Source organism: Roseomonas sp. TF40, assembly GCF_057219975.1.
Genome location: NZ_JBXVVR010000008.1, coordinates 65,501 through 83,300 on the forward strand (window position 1 = coordinate 65,501; position 17,800 = coordinate 83,300).

A 17,800-nucleotide genomic window follows, 5' to 3' on the forward strand; every position below is an offset into this window, starting at 1 on the left:
ACCGCCATAGAGGCAGCATGACCATCGCGAAGGTTGCCATCATCGGTGCGGGCCTCGCCGGCCTCGCCGCCGCCAAGACGCTCGTCGCCCATGGGGTCGGCGTTCGGCTGTTCGACAAGGGCCGTGGCGCGGGCGGGCGCATGGCGACCAGGCGCGTGGAGGTCGAGGGCCAGCCGCTCGCCTTCGACCATGGCGCGCAATACCTGACGGCGCGGCGCAAGATCTTCCAGGCGACACTCGATGCCGTGGGCGCCAAACCCTGGCCCCAGCCCGGCCGCTTCGTCGGCGCGCCGCGCATGTCGCAGGTGGCGCGCGCCCTGGCCGAGGGGCTGGACCTCACCACCGCGCGCCATGTCGTGGCGATCGAGGGCGGGCGCGGTGCCTGGCGGCTCCGCCACGCCGCCGCCGCCCAGGTGAAGCCCGGCCGTCCTGCCCCGACCGAGGGGCTGGCCGAGGAAGGCCCTTTCGACGCCGTGGTGCTCGCCCTGCCCTCGCCCCAGGCGGTCGAACTCATGCACCGCCCGGCGCCGCACCTTGCCGCCCTCGCCGACCTTGCGGTGATGGCGCCTTGCTGGACCCTGATGGTCGCCCTGCCCGAGCGCCCGAACCTGCCCGACTGGCTGCAGCTCGAGGGCGGGCCGATCGCCTGGCTGGCGCGCGACAGCGCCAAGCCTGGCCGCCACGCCGAGGATGAATGCTGGGTCGTGCAGGCGAGCGCCAGTTGGACGCGCGAGCACCTGGAACTGCCGGCGGAGGAGGTGGCAGGGCTGTTGTTCAGCGCCCTCGCGCGCCTCGCGGGCGTGGCGGCCCTGCCCCCGCCGCGCTACCTCGCCGCGCATCGCTGGCGCTACGCGCTGACCGAGGTGCCGCTCGGCGTTCCCTGCGTCTGGGACGCCGAGCTTGCCCTGGGCGCGGCCGGCGATTGGTGCCTGGGCCCACGCGCCGAGGATGCGGTGGAGAGCGGCGTGGCCATCGCCGCCGCGCTGCGCAAGGCATGAGCACGCCAGCCGCAAGCATGCCGACCCATGCGGGCGACCTCGACGCCACCCTGGCCGAGGCGCTGCGCCTGCTGGCGCGCGGCGTGGCCGACCGGCGGCATGGCTTCCACACGCCCACCCTGGCCAGCATCGGCCTCGATGGCGCGCCGCAGGCCCGCACCGTGGTGCTGCGCGCCTTCGATGCCGCCACGCGGCGTTTGCGCTTCCATACCGATGCGCGCAGCGCCAAGGTGGCGGAACTCGCCGCCGACCCCCGCGCCAGCCTGCATTTCTACGATGCCGGCGCGCAGGTGCAGATCCGCACCGCCGGGCGCGTGCGCCTGCATGACACGGACGCGCTGGCCGATGCCGCCTGGGCCGCGAGCCGGGAGATGAGCCGCATGTGCTACGCGATCGAACCCGGCCCCGGCACGCCCATCGCCGCCCCGCCCGCCGCGCCGCGCGACCCGGCGGCCGGCCGCGCGGTATTCCGCGCCGCGGTGCTGGAGGTGCGCCGGCTGGAATGGCTCTGGCTGGCCGCCGCCGGGCACCAGCGCGCGGTCTTCACCTGGGATGAGGCCGGCACGCAAGCAGCCTCCTGGCTCGTGCCATGAAGGCCGTCTCCGCCGAGGCCCTCACGGCCGAGATCCTGCGCCAGACCGCCGCGCGCGGCAGCGACAAGAGCATCTGCCCCAGCGAGGTCGCCCGCGCTTTGGCCGTGGAGGAAGAGGCCTGGCGCCGCCTGCTCGGCCCCATCCGTGCCGCAGCGCTGCGCCTCGCGCGGGAGGGTCGCGTCGAGATCCTGCGCAAGGGCAAGCCCATCGATCCGCAGGAAGAGGCGGTGCGCGGCGTGATCCGCCTGCGCGCCGCGAAGGAGAGCCCATGATCGGCCTGATGCTCGGCCGCGGCATCTCGGGGGTGCCGGAGGCCACGCCGCTCGACATCGCGAGCCTGAAGCTGCCCGCCTCCCCCAACGCCGCGCTGCTCGCCCCGGCGGGGACGACGGGCGAACGACATGAGGCGGTGGCGCTGCGCCCGATCGACCCCGACGCCGCCTGGGCCGTGCTGCGGCGCCTGGGCGAGGGGCGCGAGCGGGTCTGGGTGCAGGCCGAGTTCCCCGCGCTGCGCCAGATCCATTGGGTCGAGCGCTCGCGGATCATGAACTACCCCGACATCATCGTCGGCCAGATCGTGACCCTGCCGGGCGGCACCGGCTATTGGCTCTACTCGCGCAGCCTCGTGGGCTATTCGGACCTTGGCGTGAACGCCGCGCGGCTGGCCCGCTGGCGCGCTGATCTCGACACCCGCCTCGGCGCGCCTTGATGCGCCGGCTCAACGCCTTCCTGCGCGACGCCTGGGCGCTCACCAAGCCCTATTGGACCAGCGAGGAGCGCGGCCGCGCCTTCCTGCTGCTGGGCGCGGTGGTGGCGCTGAACCTCTCGCTGGTGGCGATGACGGTGGTGCTGACCTATTGGCAGCGCGCCTTCTACAACGCGCTGGAGCAGAAGGACGGCGCCACCTTCTGGTCGCTGCTCTTCCTGGGCGGCGAGGCCGAGGGCACCTGGTTCCCCGGCTTCACCGTGGTCGCGGTCGCCTACATCCTGATCGCGGTCTACCAGCTCTATCTGCGCCAGGCCCTGCAGATCCGCTGGCGGCGCTGGCTGACGCGCGACTACCTCGACCGCTGGCTGGCTGACCGCGCCTATTACCGCATCGCGCTGACCGACCCCGCCACCGACAACCCCGACCAGCGCATCGCCGAGGACATCAAGCTCTTCGTGGACGACACGCTGAGCCTCAGCCTGGGGCTGATGAATTCGGTGGTCACGCTCGGCTCCTTCATCTTCGTGCTCTGGGGCCTGTCGGGGCCGCTCGAGGTGCTGGGCGTGTCGATCCCTGGCTACATGGTGTGGGTGGCGCTGCTCTATTCGGCGCTGGGCACCTGGCTCGCGCATCTCATCGGCCGGCCGCTGATCCGGCTGAACTTCCTGCAGCAGCGGGTCGAGGCGGATTTCCGCTACGCCCTGGTGCGGCTGCGCGACAATGTCGAGGGCGTCGCCCTGCATGGCGGCGAGGCGGATGAGAATCGCGGCCTGCAGGCGCGCTTCACCGCGCTGATGACGAATTGGTGGGGCATCATGACCGCCACCAAGCGCCTGACCTTCTTCACCGCCGGCTTCTCCCAAGTCGCCAGCATCTTCCCCATCGTGGTCGCCGCGCCGGCCTATTTCGCCGGCAAGATCCCGCTCGGTGGCCTGATCCAGACCAGCAGCGCCTTCGGCCAGGTGCAGGGCGCGATGTCCTGGTTCGTGGACAATTACGCCCGCCTGACCGAGTGGCGCGCCACGGTCGAGCGCCTGACCGGCTTCACCGCCGCCGTCGCCGCCGCGCGTGTGGCGACGGGCGGCGTGCGGACCGAGACGGGGGCCGAGCCGGCGCTGGTCGTCACCGGCGTCACGCTGCACCTGCCCGATGGCCGGATGCTGGTCGAGGATGCCGCGCTGCGGCTCGAGAAGGGCGAGGCGGTGCTGATCTCCGGCGCCTCGGGCAGCGGCAAATCCACGCTGTTCCGCGCGCTGGCCGGCATCTGGCCCTTCGGCCAGGGGCGCGTGGCGCTGCCCGAGGGCGCGCGCGCGCTGTTCCTGCCGCAGCGGCCCTATCTGCCCCTCGGCAGCCTCCGCCGCGCCGTGTGCTACCCGCTGGAGGCCAGCAGCGTGCCGGATGCGGCGGTGCGCGCGGCGCTGGAGGCGGTCGGCCTGCCGCGGCTGGTCGAGCGGCTGGACGAGGAGGATAGCTGGGACCGGCGCCTCTCCGGCGGCGAGCAGCAGCGCCTCGCCTTCGCCCGTGCGCTGCTGGTGAAGCCCGATTTCCTGTTCCTGGACGAGGCGACCGCGAGCCTGGACCCGGAGGGCGAGGCCGCGCTCTACGCCTTGCTGGCGAGCCACCTGCCCGGCACCGCGGTGCTCTCCATCGCGCATCGTCCGGCGGTGGCGGCCTTCCACGGGCGGCAGCTTCGGGTGGCCGGGGGCAGGCTCTCCGAGGGTTCCGGTTGATTCCGCACCGTTAATCTTTCTACCCTGGGTTTCAGGGTGGGAGAGTGACGGTGAGTCGCTGGGCAGCGTGCATGGCGGGGGGCGTGGGGCTGGTCCTCGCCACGGCTGCGCCCGCCTGGGCCCAGGGCAGCGCCATCGACCGCGTGGTGGAGCTGGTGGCGGAAGCCCGGCGCTCGCCCTGCTTCCAGCCGCCCTCCCGCCCGGCCCAGATGCAGAATCCGCCCCTGGAAATGGTGGTCGCCGCCGCGGAGGGCGATGGCCGGGCCATGCTGCGCGTCGCGGAGGGCTACCTCGCCGATCCGGGCCGGCCGCGCCAGGCGCTGGAATGGCTCGAGCGCGCGGCCCTCGCCGGGGCCATCCCGGCGGCGGCCGATGCGGGCAGCCTGCACGCGGCCGGGCGCGGCACGGCGCAGGACGAACCCCTGGCCGTCGCCTGGTGGCGCTATGGCGCCACGCGCGGAGAGTTGCGCGCCATGGCCTGCCTGAGTGCCGCCTATCTGCTCGGCCGCGGCGTGCCGCAGGATCTGGCGGAGGCGGCGCGCTGGGCGCTGATCCGCGAGACGCGCGCGCCCGGCCGGCTGCTGCTGCGCCCCGCGGCGGCGGATTTCGACCGCACCCTGCCGCCCCAGACCCTCGCCCGTGCGCGGCTGCTGGCGCGCGAGCCGCTCGACCCCGCCCCGCCGCCCGACCCCGCCGCCGCCTGGCCGCCACCCCCCACCCCGAGGTCGGGCCCGCGCACCGCGGAAGGGCGCTGAGCCGCTTGCCGGGGCGCGCCGCCGGCGGCACATGCGGCGCATGGCAAGGATGAAGCGCGTGCTCGGTTGGATCGGTCTCGGAATCGGCGTGCTGATCCTGGGCCTCGGCTGGTGGCTCTGGACGCCCGACAAGCCGCGCGCGGCGCTGGAGGCGCTGCACGCACCGCCGCCGAGCCAGTTCGTGACCATCGACCGGGTGCGCTTCCACCTGCGCGATACCGGCCCGCGCGCAGCCCCCGCCCTGGTCCTGCTGCACGGCTTCGGATCCTCGCTGCATACCTGGGAGGACTGGGCGCGACTGATGGAGGCCGAGCGCCGGGTCATCCGGCTCGACCTGCCGGGCTTCGCGCTTACCGGGCCGGACCCCTCCGGCGATTATTCGGATGAGCGCTTCATCGCCCTGCTGGCCGGGCTGCTGGACCATCTCGGGCTGGCGCAGGTCGATCTGCTCGGCTCCTCCATGGGCGGGCGGCTGGCCTGGCGCTTCGCGGCGGCGCGGCCGGAGCGGGTGCGGCGGCTGGTGCTGATGGCGCCCGATGGCTTCGCCAGCGCGGGCTTCACCTATGGCAAGCCGGCCGGCGTGCCGATGGCGATGCGCGCCCTGCCCTATACCCTGCCCATGCCCCTGCTGCGCGGCGGGCTGGAGCCGGCCTATGCCGACAAGGCGGTGCTGACCGAGGCGATGGCCGAGCGCTACCGCGACATGATGCTCGCCCCCGGCGTGCGCCACGCCATCCTGGACCGGATGCGCCACCATGTGCTGCTGCCGCCCGAGCCGATGCTGCGCGGCATCCGCGCCCCGGTGCTGCTGCTCTGGGGCGAGGCGGATCGCATGGTCCCTGCCCCGCACGCCGCCGACTATGCCCGCGAACTGCCCGACAGCCGCACGGTGATCCTGCCCGGCCTCGGCCATGTGCCGATGGAGGAGGACCCGGCGCGGTCGCTGGTGCCGGTGCTGGATTTCCTCAGGGGGTGACGGGCGGATCCACCGGCGTCAGGGCGCGGCCGGGGCCGAGCGCCCACTCGGCGATCTCGTCGCGGCGCGCGAACCACACGCCCGGATGCTGCCCGGCCCAGGCGAGGAAGCGCTCCACCGAGGGCACCACGGCGGGCCGGCCGGCCACGAAATCATGCAGCGGCAGGCTCATCATGCGCCGGCGCGTGAGGGATTCCGCATAGAGCACCTCGAACTCCTGCTTCAGCGTCTGCTCGTAATCCGCGAGGCTGCGCTGCTGGTTCTGGAAGAAGTTCAGGTCGTTCACATGTCCCATGTAAGGAACGACGCACAGATCCTTGTCGCCGTTCACTTTCTGGATCCAGGGCTCGTCGCGCGTGCGGTCATCGATCGTGTAGATCAGGCCGAGTTCCTGCAGCAGGTCATTGGTGTTGAGGCTGCCCTGCAAGCCCTGGGCGTTGAAGCCCTTGGGCCAGAGGCCGGTGGCGGTCCGCAGCGCCTCGAACCCCTCGCGCAGGAATTCCCGCTCGGCGTCCTTGGCCAGGTGGAATTGCGGCGCGTGGCGGATGGCGCGCCCGCCGGCCTCATGCCCGCGTGCCACGATCTCCCGCGCCAGTTCCGGGTAGCGCTGCACGCTCTCCCCGATCATGAAGGAGGAGACGCGCACCCGCTGGCGATCGAAGAGGTCGAGCAGGCGGGGGATGCCCTCCCGCGCGCCGTAGCGGCGGTTCATCACCATGGGCAGGTTGGGGAAGCGCTGCCCGGCCTGGGGCGTGCCGGGCGGGCCGGGCTGGAAGCTGGCGGGCTGGCCGCCATCGGCCTCGAACATCATGCAGACGCCGATGGCCAGCCGCGCCCCGCCCGGCCAGAAGGGGCCACGCGCGGGCTGGGCGCCGGCAAGGCGCGGCGCGGCCAGGGCGCCGAGGCCAAGGGCGGCGAGGCTGCGGCGGGTCAGGGACATGCGTCATCCTCCGAAGGTCGGTGGCATTCCAAAGCGGGCTGGGCCCTGGGGCAAGCGCCCTGTTGGGGCGGGAAGAACTTCAACCTCTTGTTGATGAGTGCACAAAATACGGACATCATCGGTTGCACCATGGCGCCGATCACCACCCGTCTCGCCGGCTGGTTTCGCCCGGCACGCGACATCCTCCTGGGCGAGACACGCCGCACGGCGCCGCGTCCGCGCGGCTTCGCGGAGGCCCAGGCGCCGCTGCCCGCCCCCGACCCCTCCGCCAGCGCCCCGCGCCGCTACGCCCCCGCCAGCCCGGCCACGCCCGGGGACCTGCCCTTCCCCTCCACCGGCCCGCACGGCCATCGCGCCCGGATGCGCGAGAAGCTGCTGGCCCGCGGGCCCGAGGCGCTGGCGGATTATGAATTGCTCGAGATGCTGCTCTTCCTCGCCATGCCGAAGGGCGACACCAAGCCCCTCGCCAAGGCGCTCATCAACGCGCATGGCAGCTTCGCGGCGGTGCTGACCGCCCCGCAGAGGCAGCTTCTGGAAAGCCGCGGCCTGGGCGAGCATGCCGTCGCCGCGCTCAAGCTGGTGCAGGCGGCCGCCCTGCGCCTGATGCAGGCCGAGCTGCGCGACCAGCCCGTGCTGAACAACACCGAGCGGCTGGACGCCTACCTCGCCGCCAGCCTCTCCCGCGAGAAGGTGGAGCAGTTCCGCGTGCTCTTCCTCGACCCGAAAAACCGCCTCATCGCCGATGAGGTGCAGGGCAAGGGCACGGTGAACCACACGCCGGTCTATGTGCGGGAGGTGGTGAAGCGCGCGCTGGAACTGCACAGCACCGCGCTGATCCTGGTGCACAACCACCCCACCGGCGACCCCACGCCGAGCCGCGCCGACATCGAGATCACCGCCGAGCTGCGGGAGGCCGCGCGGCTCTTCGAGGTGGTGGTGCATGACCACCTGATCATCGGCAATGGCCGCCAGTTCAGCTTCCGGCGGGAAGGCATGATGGGGCGCGCCTGACCCTGCGCCGTCGCGCCGCTTGAGTCCTGCCCGGATGACGTTATGTTATAACGTCATGGACATGCTTCCCCCGACACGCCTGCCCGCCCCCCCGTCGCGCCCCGGTGCGCGCGCCCTGGAGGCGATCCATCAGCCCGGCGCGCGGATCGCGATCTGGCCACGCCGCCTGCCGCCCGGGCTGGCGCCGGCGCTCGAGATCCTCGCCGCCCGCGCGCCCTGGAGCGCCGTGGTGGAAGGCACGCCGGCGGCCTGCCTCGCCGCCCTCGCCCGCCGCCTGCCCAGCGCCGCGCGCCCGGCGCTGCGCGACGACCTGCTGCTGCTGGCCAACACCTTCCTGGCCGTGACCGGCCAGGCCACGCTGCGCCTGCGGCTGGAGGCCTTCCGCGGCCCGGGCTGCCATCGCTGGCACGCCGATGCGGTGGGGCTGCGGCTGCTCTCGACCTATGTCGGGCCGGGCACCGAATGGCTCGACCTGCCGGGCGGCGCCGCGCGCGCCCGTGCCCTCGACCCCGACGCCCTGCCCCTCCCCGCCCAGCGGCTGCGGCGCGGCCAGGTCGCGATCCTCAAGGGCGAGGCGCATCCGGGCAATGCCGGCAATGCCTGCATCCATCGCTCCCCACCCAACACCGAGGCCGGCCCGCCCCGCCTGCTGCTCTGCCTCGACGAAGCCGGACGGATCCCCCTGCCGTGACACGCCCCGACACGCGCCTGCCCGTCACCGTGCTCTCGGGCTTCCTCGGCGCGGGCAAGACGACGCTGCTGAACCATGTGCTCGCCAATCGCGAAGGCCGGCGCGTCGCCGTCATCGTCAACGACATGTCGGAGGTGAACATCGACGCGGCGCTGGTGGGCAATGCCGGCGCGCTCTCCCGCACCGAGGAGAAGCTCGTCGAGATGTCGAATGGCTGCATCTGCTGCACGCTGCGCGAGGACCTGATGCAGGAGGTCGCGAAGCTTGCCGCCGAGGGCCGCTTCGACGCGCTGCTGATCGAGAGCACCGGCATCTCCGAACCCATGCCCGTCGCCGCCACCTTCGATTTCCGCACCGAGGAAGGCTTTTCGCTGGCCGATGTCGCGCGGCTCGACACGATGGTGACGGTGGTGGATGCGCAGGCCTTCCTGCGCGACTACGCCAGCACGCAGAGCCTGCGCGCGCTGGGCCAATCGACCGGCGAGGAGGATACGCGCCTGCTAGTGGATCTGCTGGTCGAGCAGGTGGAATTCGCCGACGTCATCGTGGTGAACAAGGCCGATACGGTGAGCGAGGCTGAACTCGGACGGCTCGCCGGCATCCTCGCCACCTTCAACCCGCGCGCCGAGATCGTCGCAGCCGTGCAGGGCCGGGTGCCGCTGGCGCATGTGCTGGGCACCGGGCGCTTCGACTTCGCCCAGGCCAGCCAGGCGGCGGGCTGGGCGCAGGCGCTCTCGGGCCATCACCTGCCGGAGAGCGAGGAATTCGGCATCACGAGCTTCGTCTGGCGCGCCCGGCGGCCGCTGCACCCGGCCCGCTTCAAGGCGCTGATCGAGGGCGACCTGCCCGGCGTGGTGCGCGCCAAGGGCTTCTTCTGGCTCGCCACCCGCATGCCCTGGGCGGGGTCCTGGCAATTGGCCGGCGCGATCGGGCGGCATGAGGCGGCGGGCTTCTGGTGGGCGGCGCAGCCGGCCTCGCGCTGGCCGAACGACCCGGAATGGCGCGAAGGCGTGCTCCGCAACTGGCAGGATCCCTTCGGCGACCGGCGGCAGGAGATCGTGTTCATCGGCATCGGCATGGATGAGCGCGCGCTGCGCCGCGCGCTGGACCGCTGCCTGCTCACCGATGCCGAGATGCGCGGCGGGGTGAAGGCCTGGGCGAAGCTGCCGGACCCCTTCCCCGCCTGGCGCCAAGGGTAACCTTCAGGGCCCGCCCGCCTGGGCCAGGGCGACAAGCTGGTCGAGCGCGGCGCCCCAGCCGGCATGGAAGCCCATCGCCTCGTGCCGCGCCTGGTCCTCGGCATTCCTGTGCCGGGCGATGGCGGTGTAGAGCGTGCCCTCCCCGGCCTCGAAGGTCAGGATCGCCGTGACGAAGGGCTCGGGCGCGGGCTGCCAGCCGGGCAGGAAGGCGTCGGTCCAGACCAGGCGGTGATGGGGCACGACCTCCAGCCAGCAGCCCGCATTGTCATGCGTCTCGCCCGCCGGCCCGCGCATGACGGTGCGGAAGATGCCGCCGGGGCGAAGGTCCACCTCCGCCTCCTCCGTCCGCCAGGGGGCGGGGGTGAACCAGCGCGTGAGCCAAGCGGGCTGGGTCCAGGCGCGGAACAGCGTCTCGGGCGCGAGCGGCACGCGCCGCTGGAACACCAGGTCGAATGTCTCGGTCATCCTGAGCCTTCCGTTCAGCCGGCCTCGGCCAGCACCTTCAGCACCGCGGACCCATAGCGCTCGAGCTTGGTGCGCCCCACGCCGGGCAGGGCGCCCAGCTGGTCCAGGCTGCGCGGCCGCGCGGCCACGATCTCGGCCAGCGTCCGGTCCTGGAAGATGACATAGGCCGGCACGGATTGCGCCTGCGCCTCCGCCCGGCGCCAGTCGCGCAGCGCCTCGAAGAGCGGGTCACCCACCGGCGCGCCGGCGCCGCCGGAGGGACGCGCGGCCCGCGCCGGGGCCGTGCCGGCGCGCAGCACATCCTCGCGCAGCATCACCTGTTCCTCGCCCTTGAGGATCGGGCGCGCGGCCTCGGTCGGCACCAGCTCGCCATGGTTCTCCACGGCCACGTCCAGCGCCCCGCGCGCCACGAGCTGCCGCGCCACGCCGCGCCAGGCAAGGTCGGAAAAATCCTTCCCCACGCCGAAGGTCGGCAGTCGGTCATGCGCGAATTGCGCGACCTTGTCGGTCATCTTGCCGCGCAGCACGTCCACCACATGCCCCACGCCGAAACGCCTTCCCGTGCGCAGCACGGCGGAGAGGAACTTCTGGGCCGCCACGGTTCCATCGAATAATCGGGGGGGGGACAGGCAGACATCGCAATTGCCGCAGGGGGGCATCTCCTCCTCCCCGAAGCAGCGCAGCAGCAATTGGCGGCGGCAGGTCGCGGCTTCCGCGATCGCCACCATGGCCTCCAGCCGCTGGCGCTCGATGCGCTTCTGCTCGGGCTGGGCGGGGCTTTCCTCGATGCGGTGGCGGGCCAGGGCGATGTCGCCGGCGCCATAGAGCAGCAAAGCCCGCGCAGGCAGGCCGTCACGCCCCGCGCGGCCGATCTCCTGGTACCAGCTCTCCGGCGAGCGCGGCAGGTCGAGATGCGCGACCCAGCGCACATCCGGCCGGTCGATGCCCATGCCGAAGGCGATGGTGGCGCACATCACCACGTCGTCGCCGCGCGAGAAGCGCCGATGCGCCTCGCGCTTCGCCTGGCCATCCATGCCGGCGTGGAAGGCGAGCGCGTCGATACCCTCGCCGCGCAGCCACTCGGCGGTGCTCTCGGTGCGCGCGCGGGTGCCGCAATAGACGATGCCCGCGCCGCCCTTCACGCCGGCCTCGCGGATCAGGGCGCGGATCTGCGCGCGTTCCTGCTCGCGCGGGGCGGCCTCGATGCGGATGTTGGGGCGGTCGAAGCCGCCGCGGAACACCGGGTCGTCCTGCAGGCCGAGCTGGCGGCGGATATCCTCCACCGTGCGCGGATCGGCGGTGGCGGTGAGCGCGAGGCGCGGCGTGCGGGGGAAGCGCTCGGCCAGCACGCCGAGGCCGCGATATTCGGGGCGGAAATGGTGCCCCCACTGGCTGACGCAATGCGCCTCATCCACCGCGAAGAGCGCAATGGGCAGGCCCTCCAGCCGGCTCAGCATGCCCTCCAGCGTCAGCCGCTCGGGCGAGACGTAGAGCAGCTTGAGATCGCCGCTGTGCAGGTCGCGCAGCACGGCGCGGGCATCGGCCTCGGGCAGGTCGGAATGCAGCGCGGCGGCGGCGATGCCCTGCTGGCGCAGCGCCGCCACCTGATCCTCCATCAGCGCGATCAGGGGGGAGACGACGACGCCCACACCCGGTCGGCACAGCGCCGGCACCTGGAAGCAGAGCGACTTCCCGCCCCCCGTCGGCATGAGGACGAGGCCCGAGCCACCCGTCGCGACATGCTGCACAACTTCCGCCTGCCGGCCGCGAAAGCCGGCATGGCCGAAGACGCGGGCGAGGATCGCCTCGGGGCTTTCGCACGCGATCTCGACGCGATGCAACGGGAATCGGGCATCATCGGGCATGGCCACCTCTGCCATGCCGCGCCGCGCGAGTCAGCTACGCGATCGGGCTATTGCGGCCCGATGCGGATCTCGACGCGGCGGCTCTCGGTGGCGATGTCCGCGAATTCCACGGGGCCGCGGGCCGAAACCATGAGACGCGCGGGGGCCACGCCGGCCTCGCGCAGTTCCTCGGCGATCGCCTGGGCGCGGGCATTGGACAGCGCCCGGTTGTAGGCCACGGAGCCGGCCGGGCCCGCGAAGCCGAGCACGCGCACCGGCTGGGACGGGTAGCGGCGGGCGATGGCGGCGGCATCGCGCACCACGGCCATCGCGGCGTCGCCCAGCGCCACGCTGTCGCCCTCGAAGAAGACGATGTGCACGGGCTGCGCCACGAGGTCGGCCCCCAGCGGATCGGCGGCATTGCAGGCCGCGAGCAAGGAGGCGGACATAAGGGCAAGGCCCGTGAAGGTCCCGGCCTTGGCGAAACTGCGGCGGCGCATCATGGAAGGCTCCCGACTCTCTGTTGCGCATAGGTCGCGCGAAGCGGCCATCGCCGTCAACCGCGCCGGTGTGGCTTGGCCCGCACTACCGGGGGTTAACCCTTTCCCGGGCAAGCTGCCGGGGTGGTACCCCTCCCCGACACGGCCGAAGCGGCCGCCGCCTACGCCCTGCCCGATGCGCGCGGCTTCGACCCCGTGCGCTTCCCCGGCGTGCCGCCCGGCGAGGCCTGGCCGCCGCCGCGCCTGGATTTCGCCGCCCCCTGGCTGCACGAGCCCGGCCTGTGCTTCGAGCGCGACTCGGGCGGCGGCATCGGCGTGGTGCGCGCCTTCGCGCATCTGCGCATGGTGGTGGACATCGAGGCAGCGCATCGGCAATTCGACATCGCCCCCGGCTCACGCGACTTCCTGCTGTTGCGCCTGGTGCCGGCGGCGCTGCGCTGCGTCGAGCGAATCGCGCCCGGCGACCCGCTGCCCGGCGCGCTGCTCGACGACGACCCCGAACTGCCCGAGGACCACCACCTCTTCGCCGCCAGCTCCGCGCTGGTGGAGCGCTTGGCCGCCACGGCCGGAGAGGAAGGCCTGGCGCTGGCCGATGCGATGCGCCGCGTGCCGCCCGGACCTGCCATGTTCGAGACCGCGGTGGCGCGCTGCATCACCGAGGGCGGCTTCGCGATGGAAACCATCGCCCCCCTCGCGCGGCGCCTGCAGCGCCTCGCCAATGCCCATGCGCGCGTGCTCTCGGCCGCGGCGACGCAGCCCGACTACGAATCGATGGAACGCATGGTCCGCCGCACGCGGGAGGCGGTGGGGGCGGATCGCCGCTGGGCGGGCGATCTGCTGACCCGCGCGCTCGAGGCGCTGCAGCCGCGCATCGCCCTGCCACGGCGCACGGCCGCCGCCCTCTTCACCGCCGCCGAGGCCGCGATGCGCAAGCCCCTGCCGCTGGAAGCCCCCACGCGGCTGATCCGCGAGCAGGAGGGCTATCGCGACCGGCTGGTGGATCTGGGCATCTTCTGGCGCCGCCTCGCCGCCGCCTGGCTGGCGGTGGATCCCGAGACGACCGACCGGCGGGAGATCGAGGCGCTGTGCCGCAACGCCGTGCGCCGGCTCGGCCTGGTCACGCTGTATCGCGTGACGGAGGAGGCCTGAGGCTCAGCCCTCGGCATCCAGCGCATAGCCGGCGGAGCGGACGGTGCGGATGATGTCCACCTCGCCCTCCCCGTTCACCGCCTTGCGCAGGCGGCGGATATGCACGTCCACCGTGCGCGGCTCGACATGGATGTCGCGCCCCCAGACGGCGTCGAGCAACTGCTCGCGCGAGAAGACGCGGCCCGGGTGCTGCAGGAAGAATTCCAGCAGGCGGTATTCGGTCGGGCCGAGATGCAGCGAACGCGGCCCGCGCGTGACGCGATGCGCATCCTGGTCCATCACCAGGTCGCGATAGCTGATCCGCCCCTTCACCGGCACCGCGCCCGACCGCCGCAGCAGGGCGCGGATGCGCGCGAGCAGCGCCTCCATCACGAAGGGTTTCGCGATATAGTCATCCGCCCCGGTGTCGAGCGCGCGCACCGCGTCCTGGTCCTCGGTGCGCGCGGTGACCATGATGATCGGCAGGTCGCGCGTGTTGGGCCGGCGGCGGATCTGGCGGCAGACCTCGAGGCCCGAGAGCGCGGGCAGCATCCAGTCCAGCACGATCAGGTCGGGCTTCGTCTCGGCGACGCGCAGCAGCGCCTCCTGCCCATCGGCCGCCTCCTCCACGCGGAAGCCCTGCTTCTCGAGGTTGTAGCGCAGCAGGGTCAGCAGCGGCGCCTCATCCTCGACGATCAGGATGGTGGGCTTGGCGAGGGAACCGGAGGCCTCGGGCATGGCGTGCTTCCTGCTCGATTATTCGGGGGCACGAACGACGGCGTAGGCGGAGCTGTCCGATTTCGGCCGGTCCTCGGGCAGCGTGTCGCCGCGCACGGCGTAGTGCACCGTCTCGGCGATGTTGGTCGCGTGGTCGCCGATGCGTTCCAGGTTCTTCGCGATGAACAGCAGATGCGTGGCCGCGGTGATGTTGCGCGGATCCTCCATCATGAAGGTCAGCATCTCGCGGAAGATGCCGTTGTAGACATCGTCCACCGGCTCATCCGCCGCCCAGACGCGCTGCGCGGCCTCGGCATCGCCGCTCAGCAGCGCGTCGATCGCGGCCTTGAGATTCTCCTGCACCAGCTGCGCCATGCGGGTGAAGCCGTTCATGGAGCCGAGCTGCGGCTGCTGCATCACGACGATGCTGCGCTTCGCCCCGTTGCGCGCGTAGTCGCCGATGCGCTCCAGGTTGTGCGCCACCTTCATGGAGGCGATGATGAAGCGCAGATCCGAGGCCATGGGCTGGCGCAGCGCGAGGATGCGCACGCAGAAGGCCTCGATCTCGCGCTCGAGCTGGTCCAGCGCCGCATCGCGGCTGACCACCTCGGCGGCCAGGCGCGCGTCGCGGCGCGTCATGGCGGTGACGCTGTCATGCACCTGGCGCTCGGCGAGGCCGCCCATGCGGGCCACCATGTCGCGCACGCGCTTGAGCTGCTCTTCATAGGATTTGACGATGTGCTCGGGCATTTCGTTCGGCATGATCCTGGGTTCCTCAGCCGAAGCGGCCGGTGATGTATTCCTGGGTCTTCTGCTGCCGCGGCGCGGTGAACATCTGCGCTGCGGGGGCAACCTCGATCAGCTCGCCCAGGAAGAAGAACGCCACCTGGTCGGCACAGCGCGCCGCCTGCTGCATGTTGTGCGTGACGATGCAGATGGTGAAGTCGCGCTTCAGCTCGTCGATCAGCTCCTCGATCTTCAGCGTGCTGATGGGATCGAGCGCGGAGGTCGGCTCGTCGAACAGGATCACCTCGGGCCGCACGGCGATGGTGCGCGCGATGCACAGGCGCTGCTGCTGCCCGCCCGACAGGCCGAGCGCGCTGGACTGCAGCCGATCCTTCACCTCGCCCCAGATGGCGGCGCGCGAGAGCGCCCATTCGACCCGGTCGTCCATCTGCGACTTGCTCAGCTTCTCATGCAGTTTGATGCCGAAGGCGATGTTGTCGTAGATCGTCATCGGGAAGGGCGTGGGCTTCTGGAACACCATGCCGATCTTCGAGCGCAGCTCGTTGAGGTCCACATCGGGGGCGATCATGTTGCGCCCATCCATCAGCACCTCGCCCTCCGCCCGCTGGCCGGGATAGAGGCTGTACATGCGGTTCAGCACGCGCAGCAGCGTGGACTTGCCACAGCCCGAGGGGCCGATCATGCCCGTCACCTGCCGGTCCGGCAGTTCGAGGTTGATGCCCTTCAGCGCCTTGTTGGTGCCGTAGTAGAAGTCGAGGTTGCGCACGGACAGGCGCGAGACCGTGTTCAACACGGCATCGGAGCGGACCTGCACGCCGGCGAAGGAACCGGTCTGGGCCTCGGCCGAAGCGTCGGTGCTGGCGGACATGGGGCTGTTCCTCAGTGGCGGCTGCGCAGCACGACGCGCGCGATGATGTTGATGGCGAGAACGCCGAGCGTGACGATCAGCGCCCCCGCCCAGGCGATCTCGATGAGGTCGGGGAAGCCGGAATTGGCCTGCTGGTAGATGGCGATGGGCAGGCTGGCCATCGCCTTGGTCAGGTCCATGCTGACCACGTTGTTGCCGAAGCTCGTCAGCAGCAGCGGCGCCGTCTCCCCCGCGATGCGCGCGATGGCGAGCAGGATGCCGGTGGCGATGCCCGACAGCGCGGCCTTGTAGCAGACCAGCGTGATCATCTTCCACTTCGGCGCGCCGAGGCCGATCACCGCCTCCCGCAGCGTGTTGGGGATCAGCTGCAGCATGTCCTCCGTGGTGCGCACCACGACGGGGATGACGATGATGGCCAGCGCCAACGCCCCCGCGATGCCCGAGAAGCCGCCCATCGGCAGCACCACCAGCTGGTAGATGAACAGGCCGATCAGGATCGAGGGGGCGGAGAGCAGGACGTCCGAGACGAAGCGGACCACATCGCCCAGCTTCGAGCCACGCGCATATTCCGCGAGGTAGGTGCCTACGAGCAGGCCGATCGGCGTGCCGATCGCGGTACCGATGCCCACCTGCACCAGGCTGCCCAGGATGGCGTGCAGCAGCCCGCCCTTTGGCAGGCTGTCGTCGCCGAAGCGCGTCGGCGCGAATTCGCGCGTGAAGACCACGATGTCGAGCGCCACAAGGCCGCGCCAGAACAGCGTGAGCATGATGGAGGCGAGGAAGAACAGCCCGACCACGGTGGCCGCGATGCAGAACCACTTGATGAGCGAGTCGACGGTCTTGCGGCGGCGCCCGAGCGCGCGCGCAACCTTGAGGTCGCGCGCGGGGCCGGCGGCGATGGTGGTGGCGCTCATCGGATCAAGCCTTCAGCCGGGACCGCAGCAGCCAGCGCGACAGGGCCAGCACCACGAAGGAGATGAGGAAAAGCAGGAAGCCGAGCGCGAAGAGCGCGGATTGCTTGAGGCTGCCTGCGAGGCTCTCGGGGAATTCCATCGCCACCACCGAGGCGATGGTCGTCGCCGCGTCGAAGACCGATCCGGGCATGCGGTTGGCGTTGCCGATCACGAAGGTGACCGCCATCGTCTCGCCCAGCGCGCGGCCAAGGCCCAGCATGATGCCGCCCACCACCGAGATCCGGGTGTAGGGGATGACCACGCCGCTGACGACCTCCCACCGCGTCGCGCCAAGGCCGTAGGCGCTTTCCTTGTAGACCGGCGGCACCTGCTCGAAGACGTCGCGCATCGTGGCGGCGATGAAGGGCAGGATCATGATGGCGAGCACCAGCGCCGCGCTGAACAGCGAGGTGCCGGCGAAGTTGTTGCTCTCGAAGATGAAGCCCAGCAGCGGGATCGCGGCGAGGTTCTCGCCGAAGGCAAGCTGGATGTTCTGCTGCACGAAGGGCACCACCACGAACAGGCCCCACATGCCGTAGATGATGGAAGGCACGGCGGCGAGCAGCTCGATCGCTGTGCCGATCGCCCGCTTGGCCACGGGGGGGCAGAGCTCGGTCAGGAAGAAGGCGATGCCGAAGGCCACCGGCACGGCGAAGATGATGGCGAGCACCGAGCTCGCGATGGTGCCGAAGACGGCGGTCAGGGCGCCGTATTCCTCGCGGTGGTCCTCCACCGGGTTCCAGGCGTCGGACCAGATGAAGCTCACGCCGAAATGCGTGAAGGCGGGCAGCGAGCCGATGAACAGCGTGACGATGATGCCGCCCAGCGTCAGCAGCACGAGATAGCTGGCGCCGTAGCACAGCGCCTCGAAGATCCTGTCGCCCAGGCTGCCGGTCTTGCGGCGGGCGGTCGCGGCGGGGAGATCCGTGGGGCCGGTGGCAGCGGAGGAGGACAAGGGCGCGATCCAGCAGGCGGG

At 71.7% G+C, this 17,800-nt stretch carries 20 protein-coding genes; 11 read left to right on the forward strand and 9 right to left on the reverse strand.

Annotated elements, in window-relative coordinates; genetic code table 11:
- The first annotated feature begins 17 nt into the window (after positions 1-17).
- The 7 genes from AC2D9U_RS20055 to AC2D9U_RS20085 are packed head-to-tail and all read left to right on the forward strand — an operon-like array spanning position 18 to position 5,761.
- Entirely contained in the window at positions 18-998 is a 981-nt protein-coding gene (locus AC2D9U_RS20055) for an NAD(P)/FAD-dependent oxidoreductase (protein WP_484752198.1), read from the forward strand.
- On the forward strand, positions 995-1,591 hold the full coding sequence (locus tag AC2D9U_RS20060; protein ID WP_484752200.1) for a pyridoxamine 5'-phosphate oxidase family protein: 597 nt from the start codon (positions 995-997) through the stop codon (positions 1,589-1,591). Before AC2D9U_RS20055 ends, AC2D9U_RS20060 begins: the two co-directional genes overlap by 4 nt.
- A complete protein-coding gene (locus AC2D9U_RS20065; RefSeq protein ID WP_484752203.1) occupies positions 1,588-1,863 on the forward strand; it encodes a DUF3253 domain-containing protein in 276 nt (91 codons plus the stop codon). Before AC2D9U_RS20060 ends, AC2D9U_RS20065 begins: the two co-directional genes overlap by 4 nt.
- Complete coding sequence (locus AC2D9U_RS20070) at positions 1,860-2,300, forward strand: DUF1499 domain-containing protein (RefSeq protein WP_484752205.1); 441 nt, start codon at positions 1,860-1,862, stop codon at positions 2,298-2,300. Before AC2D9U_RS20065 ends, AC2D9U_RS20070 begins: the two co-directional genes overlap by 4 nt.
- Entirely contained in the window at positions 2,300-4,030 is a 1,731-nt protein-coding gene (locus AC2D9U_RS20075; RefSeq protein ID WP_484752207.1) for an ABC transporter ATP-binding protein/permease, read from the forward strand. Before AC2D9U_RS20070 ends, AC2D9U_RS20075 begins: the two co-directional genes overlap by 1 nt.
- A gap of 50 nt (positions 4,031-4,080) precedes the next feature.
- Entirely contained in the window at positions 4,081-4,785 is a 705-nt protein-coding gene (locus AC2D9U_RS20080; protein WP_484752209.1) for a tetratricopeptide repeat protein, read from the forward strand.
- A 40-nt stretch (positions 4,786-4,825) separates the two neighbouring features.
- Complete coding sequence (locus tag AC2D9U_RS20085; protein WP_484752211.1) at positions 4,826-5,761, forward strand: alpha/beta fold hydrolase; 936 nt, start codon at positions 4,826-4,828, stop codon at positions 5,759-5,761.
- Here AC2D9U_RS20085 and AC2D9U_RS20090 read toward each other — a convergent pair.
- A complete protein-coding gene (locus AC2D9U_RS20090; protein ID WP_484752213.1) occupies positions 5,751-6,701 on the reverse strand; it encodes a polysaccharide deacetylase family protein in 951 nt (316 codons plus the stop codon). The genes AC2D9U_RS20085 and AC2D9U_RS20090 overlap by 11 nt on opposite strands.
- 129 nt (positions 6,702-6,830) lie before the next feature.
- Here AC2D9U_RS20090 and radC point away from each other — a divergent pair, with 129 nt between their 5' ends.
- The 3 genes from radC to zigA are packed head-to-tail and all read left to right on the forward strand — an operon-like array spanning position 6,831 to position 9,602.
- Complete coding sequence (gene radC / locus AC2D9U_RS20095) at positions 6,831-7,712, forward strand: RadC family protein (RefSeq protein WP_484752215.1); 882 nt, start codon at positions 6,831-6,833, stop codon at positions 7,710-7,712.
- A 55-nt stretch (positions 7,713-7,767) separates the two neighbouring features.
- Positions 7,768-8,403, forward strand: a complete 636-nt coding sequence (locus AC2D9U_RS20100) for a DUF1826 domain-containing protein (protein ID WP_484752217.1) — start codon at positions 7,768-7,770, stop codon at positions 8,401-8,403.
- Positions 8,400-9,602 (forward strand): zinc metallochaperone GTPase ZigA, encoded by a 1,203-nt coding sequence (gene zigA, locus AC2D9U_RS20105; protein ID WP_484752219.1) that lies wholly within the window; start codon positions 8,400-8,402, stop codon positions 9,600-9,602. Before AC2D9U_RS20100 ends, zigA begins: the two co-directional genes overlap by 4 nt.
- 3 nt (positions 9,603-9,605) lie before the next feature.
- Here the strand turns inward: zigA and AC2D9U_RS20110 are convergent, their stop codons facing one another.
- From AC2D9U_RS20110 to AC2D9U_RS20120, 3 genes are read right to left on the reverse strand one after another with little or no spacing between them, the layout of a single operon-like run.
- Positions 9,606-10,067, reverse strand: coding sequence for an SRPBCC family protein (locus AC2D9U_RS20110; RefSeq protein ID WP_484752221.1), 462 nt, complete (start codon positions 10,065-10,067; stop codon positions 9,606-9,608).
- 14 nt (positions 10,068-10,081) lie between these two features.
- On the reverse strand, positions 10,082-11,932 hold the full coding sequence (gene recQ, locus AC2D9U_RS20115) for a DNA helicase RecQ (protein ID WP_484752223.1): 1,851 nt from the start codon (positions 11,930-11,932) through the stop codon (positions 10,082-10,084).
- Between the two features lie 47 nt (positions 11,933-11,979).
- Positions 11,980-12,411 carry an OmpA family protein gene (locus AC2D9U_RS20120; RefSeq protein WP_484752225.1) on the reverse strand — a complete coding sequence of 144 codons (432 nt, stop codon included), beginning with the start codon at positions 12,409-12,411 and terminating at the stop codon, positions 11,980-11,982.
- Positions 12,412-12,534: 123 nt separating this feature from the next.
- Between AC2D9U_RS20120 and AC2D9U_RS20125 the strand changes: the two genes are divergently transcribed.
- Positions 12,535-13,560 (forward strand): hypothetical protein, encoded by a 1,026-nt coding sequence (locus AC2D9U_RS20125; RefSeq protein ID WP_484752227.1) that lies wholly within the window; start codon positions 12,535-12,537, stop codon positions 13,558-13,560.
- A gap of 3 nt (positions 13,561-13,563) precedes the next feature.
- On the opposite strand, the gene phoB is transcribed toward AC2D9U_RS20125, so the two are convergent.
- The 5 genes from phoB to pstC are packed head-to-tail and all read right to left on the reverse strand — an operon-like array spanning position 13,564 to position 17,779.
- Positions 13,564-14,277, reverse strand: a complete 714-nt coding sequence (gene phoB / locus AC2D9U_RS20130) for a phosphate regulon transcriptional regulator PhoB (protein ID WP_484752229.1) — start codon at positions 14,275-14,277, stop codon at positions 13,564-13,566.
- An 18-nt stretch (positions 14,278-14,295) separates the two neighbouring features.
- Complete coding sequence (gene phoU / locus AC2D9U_RS20135) at positions 14,296-15,018, reverse strand: phosphate signaling complex protein PhoU (RefSeq protein ID WP_484752231.1); 723 nt, start codon at positions 15,016-15,018, stop codon at positions 14,296-14,298.
- 13 nt (positions 15,019-15,031) lie between these two features.
- The gene (gene pstB / locus AC2D9U_RS20140; RefSeq protein ID WP_484752233.1) at positions 15,032-15,871 is read right to left on the reverse strand and encodes a phosphate ABC transporter ATP-binding protein PstB; all 840 of its coding nucleotides are present in this window, start codon (positions 15,869-15,871) and stop codon (positions 15,032-15,034) included.
- A gap of 11 nt (positions 15,872-15,882) precedes the next feature.
- Positions 15,883-16,785 (reverse strand): phosphate ABC transporter permease PstA, encoded by a 903-nt coding sequence (pstA, locus tag AC2D9U_RS20145; protein ID WP_484752235.1) that lies wholly within the window; start codon positions 16,783-16,785, stop codon positions 15,883-15,885.
- A 4-nt stretch (positions 16,786-16,789) separates the two neighbouring features.
- Positions 16,790-17,779 (reverse strand): phosphate ABC transporter permease subunit PstC, encoded by a 990-nt coding sequence (gene pstC / locus AC2D9U_RS20150; RefSeq protein ID WP_484752237.1) that lies wholly within the window; start codon positions 17,777-17,779, stop codon positions 16,790-16,792.
- Positions 17,780-17,800 lie beyond the last annotated feature (21 nt).

Coding starts and splice junctions, on each gene's coding strand:
- AC2D9U_RS20110 (WP_484752221.1), bottom strand. CDS start 10,067: ATGACCGAGACATTCGACCTGGTGTTCCAGCGGCGCGTGCCGCTCGCG.
- AC2D9U_RS20055 (WP_484752198.1), top strand. CDS start 18: ATGACCATCGCGAAGGTTGCCATCATCGGTGCGGGCCTCGCCGGCCTC.
- phoB (WP_484752229.1), bottom strand. CDS start 14,277: ATGCCCGAGGCCTCCGGTTCCCTCGCCAAGCCCACCATCCTGATCGTC.
- AC2D9U_RS20100 (WP_484752217.1), top strand. CDS start 7,768: ATGGACATGCTTCCCCCGACACGCCTGCCCGCCCCCCCGTCGCGCCCC.
- recQ (WP_484752223.1), bottom strand. CDS start 11,932: ATGCCCGATGATGCCCGATTCCCGTTGCATCGCGTCGAGATCGCGTGC.
- pstB (WP_484752233.1), bottom strand. CDS start 15,871: ATGTCCGCCAGCACCGACGCTTCGGCCGAGGCCCAGACCGGTTCCTTC.
- radC (WP_484752215.1), top strand. CDS start 6,831: ATGGCGCCGATCACCACCCGTCTCGCCGGCTGGTTTCGCCCGGCACGC.
- AC2D9U_RS20090 (WP_484752213.1), bottom strand. CDS start 6,701: ATGTCCCTGACCCGCCGCAGCCTCGCCGCCCTTGGCCTCGGCGCCCTG.
- AC2D9U_RS20070 (WP_484752205.1), top strand. CDS start 1,860: ATGATCGGCCTGATGCTCGGCCGCGGCATCTCGGGGGTGCCGGAGGCC.
- AC2D9U_RS20060 (WP_484752200.1), top strand. CDS start 995: ATGAGCACGCCAGCCGCAAGCATGCCGACCCATGCGGGCGACCTCGAC.
- phoU (WP_484752231.1), bottom strand. CDS start 15,018: ATGCCGAACGAAATGCCCGAGCACATCGTCAAATCCTATGAAGAGCAG.
- AC2D9U_RS20075 (WP_484752207.1), top strand. CDS start 2,300: ATGCGCCGGCTCAACGCCTTCCTGCGCGACGCCTGGGCGCTCACCAAG.
- AC2D9U_RS20065 (WP_484752203.1), top strand. CDS start 1,588: ATGAAGGCCGTCTCCGCCGAGGCCCTCACGGCCGAGATCCTGCGCCAG.
- pstA (WP_484752235.1), bottom strand. CDS start 16,785: ATGAGCGCCACCACCATCGCCGCCGGCCCCGCGCGCGACCTCAAGGTT.
- AC2D9U_RS20085 (WP_484752211.1), top strand. CDS start 4,826: ATGGCAAGGATGAAGCGCGTGCTCGGTTGGATCGGTCTCGGAATCGGC.
- AC2D9U_RS20120 (WP_484752225.1), bottom strand. CDS start 12,411: ATGCGCCGCCGCAGTTTCGCCAAGGCCGGGACCTTCACGGGCCTTGCC.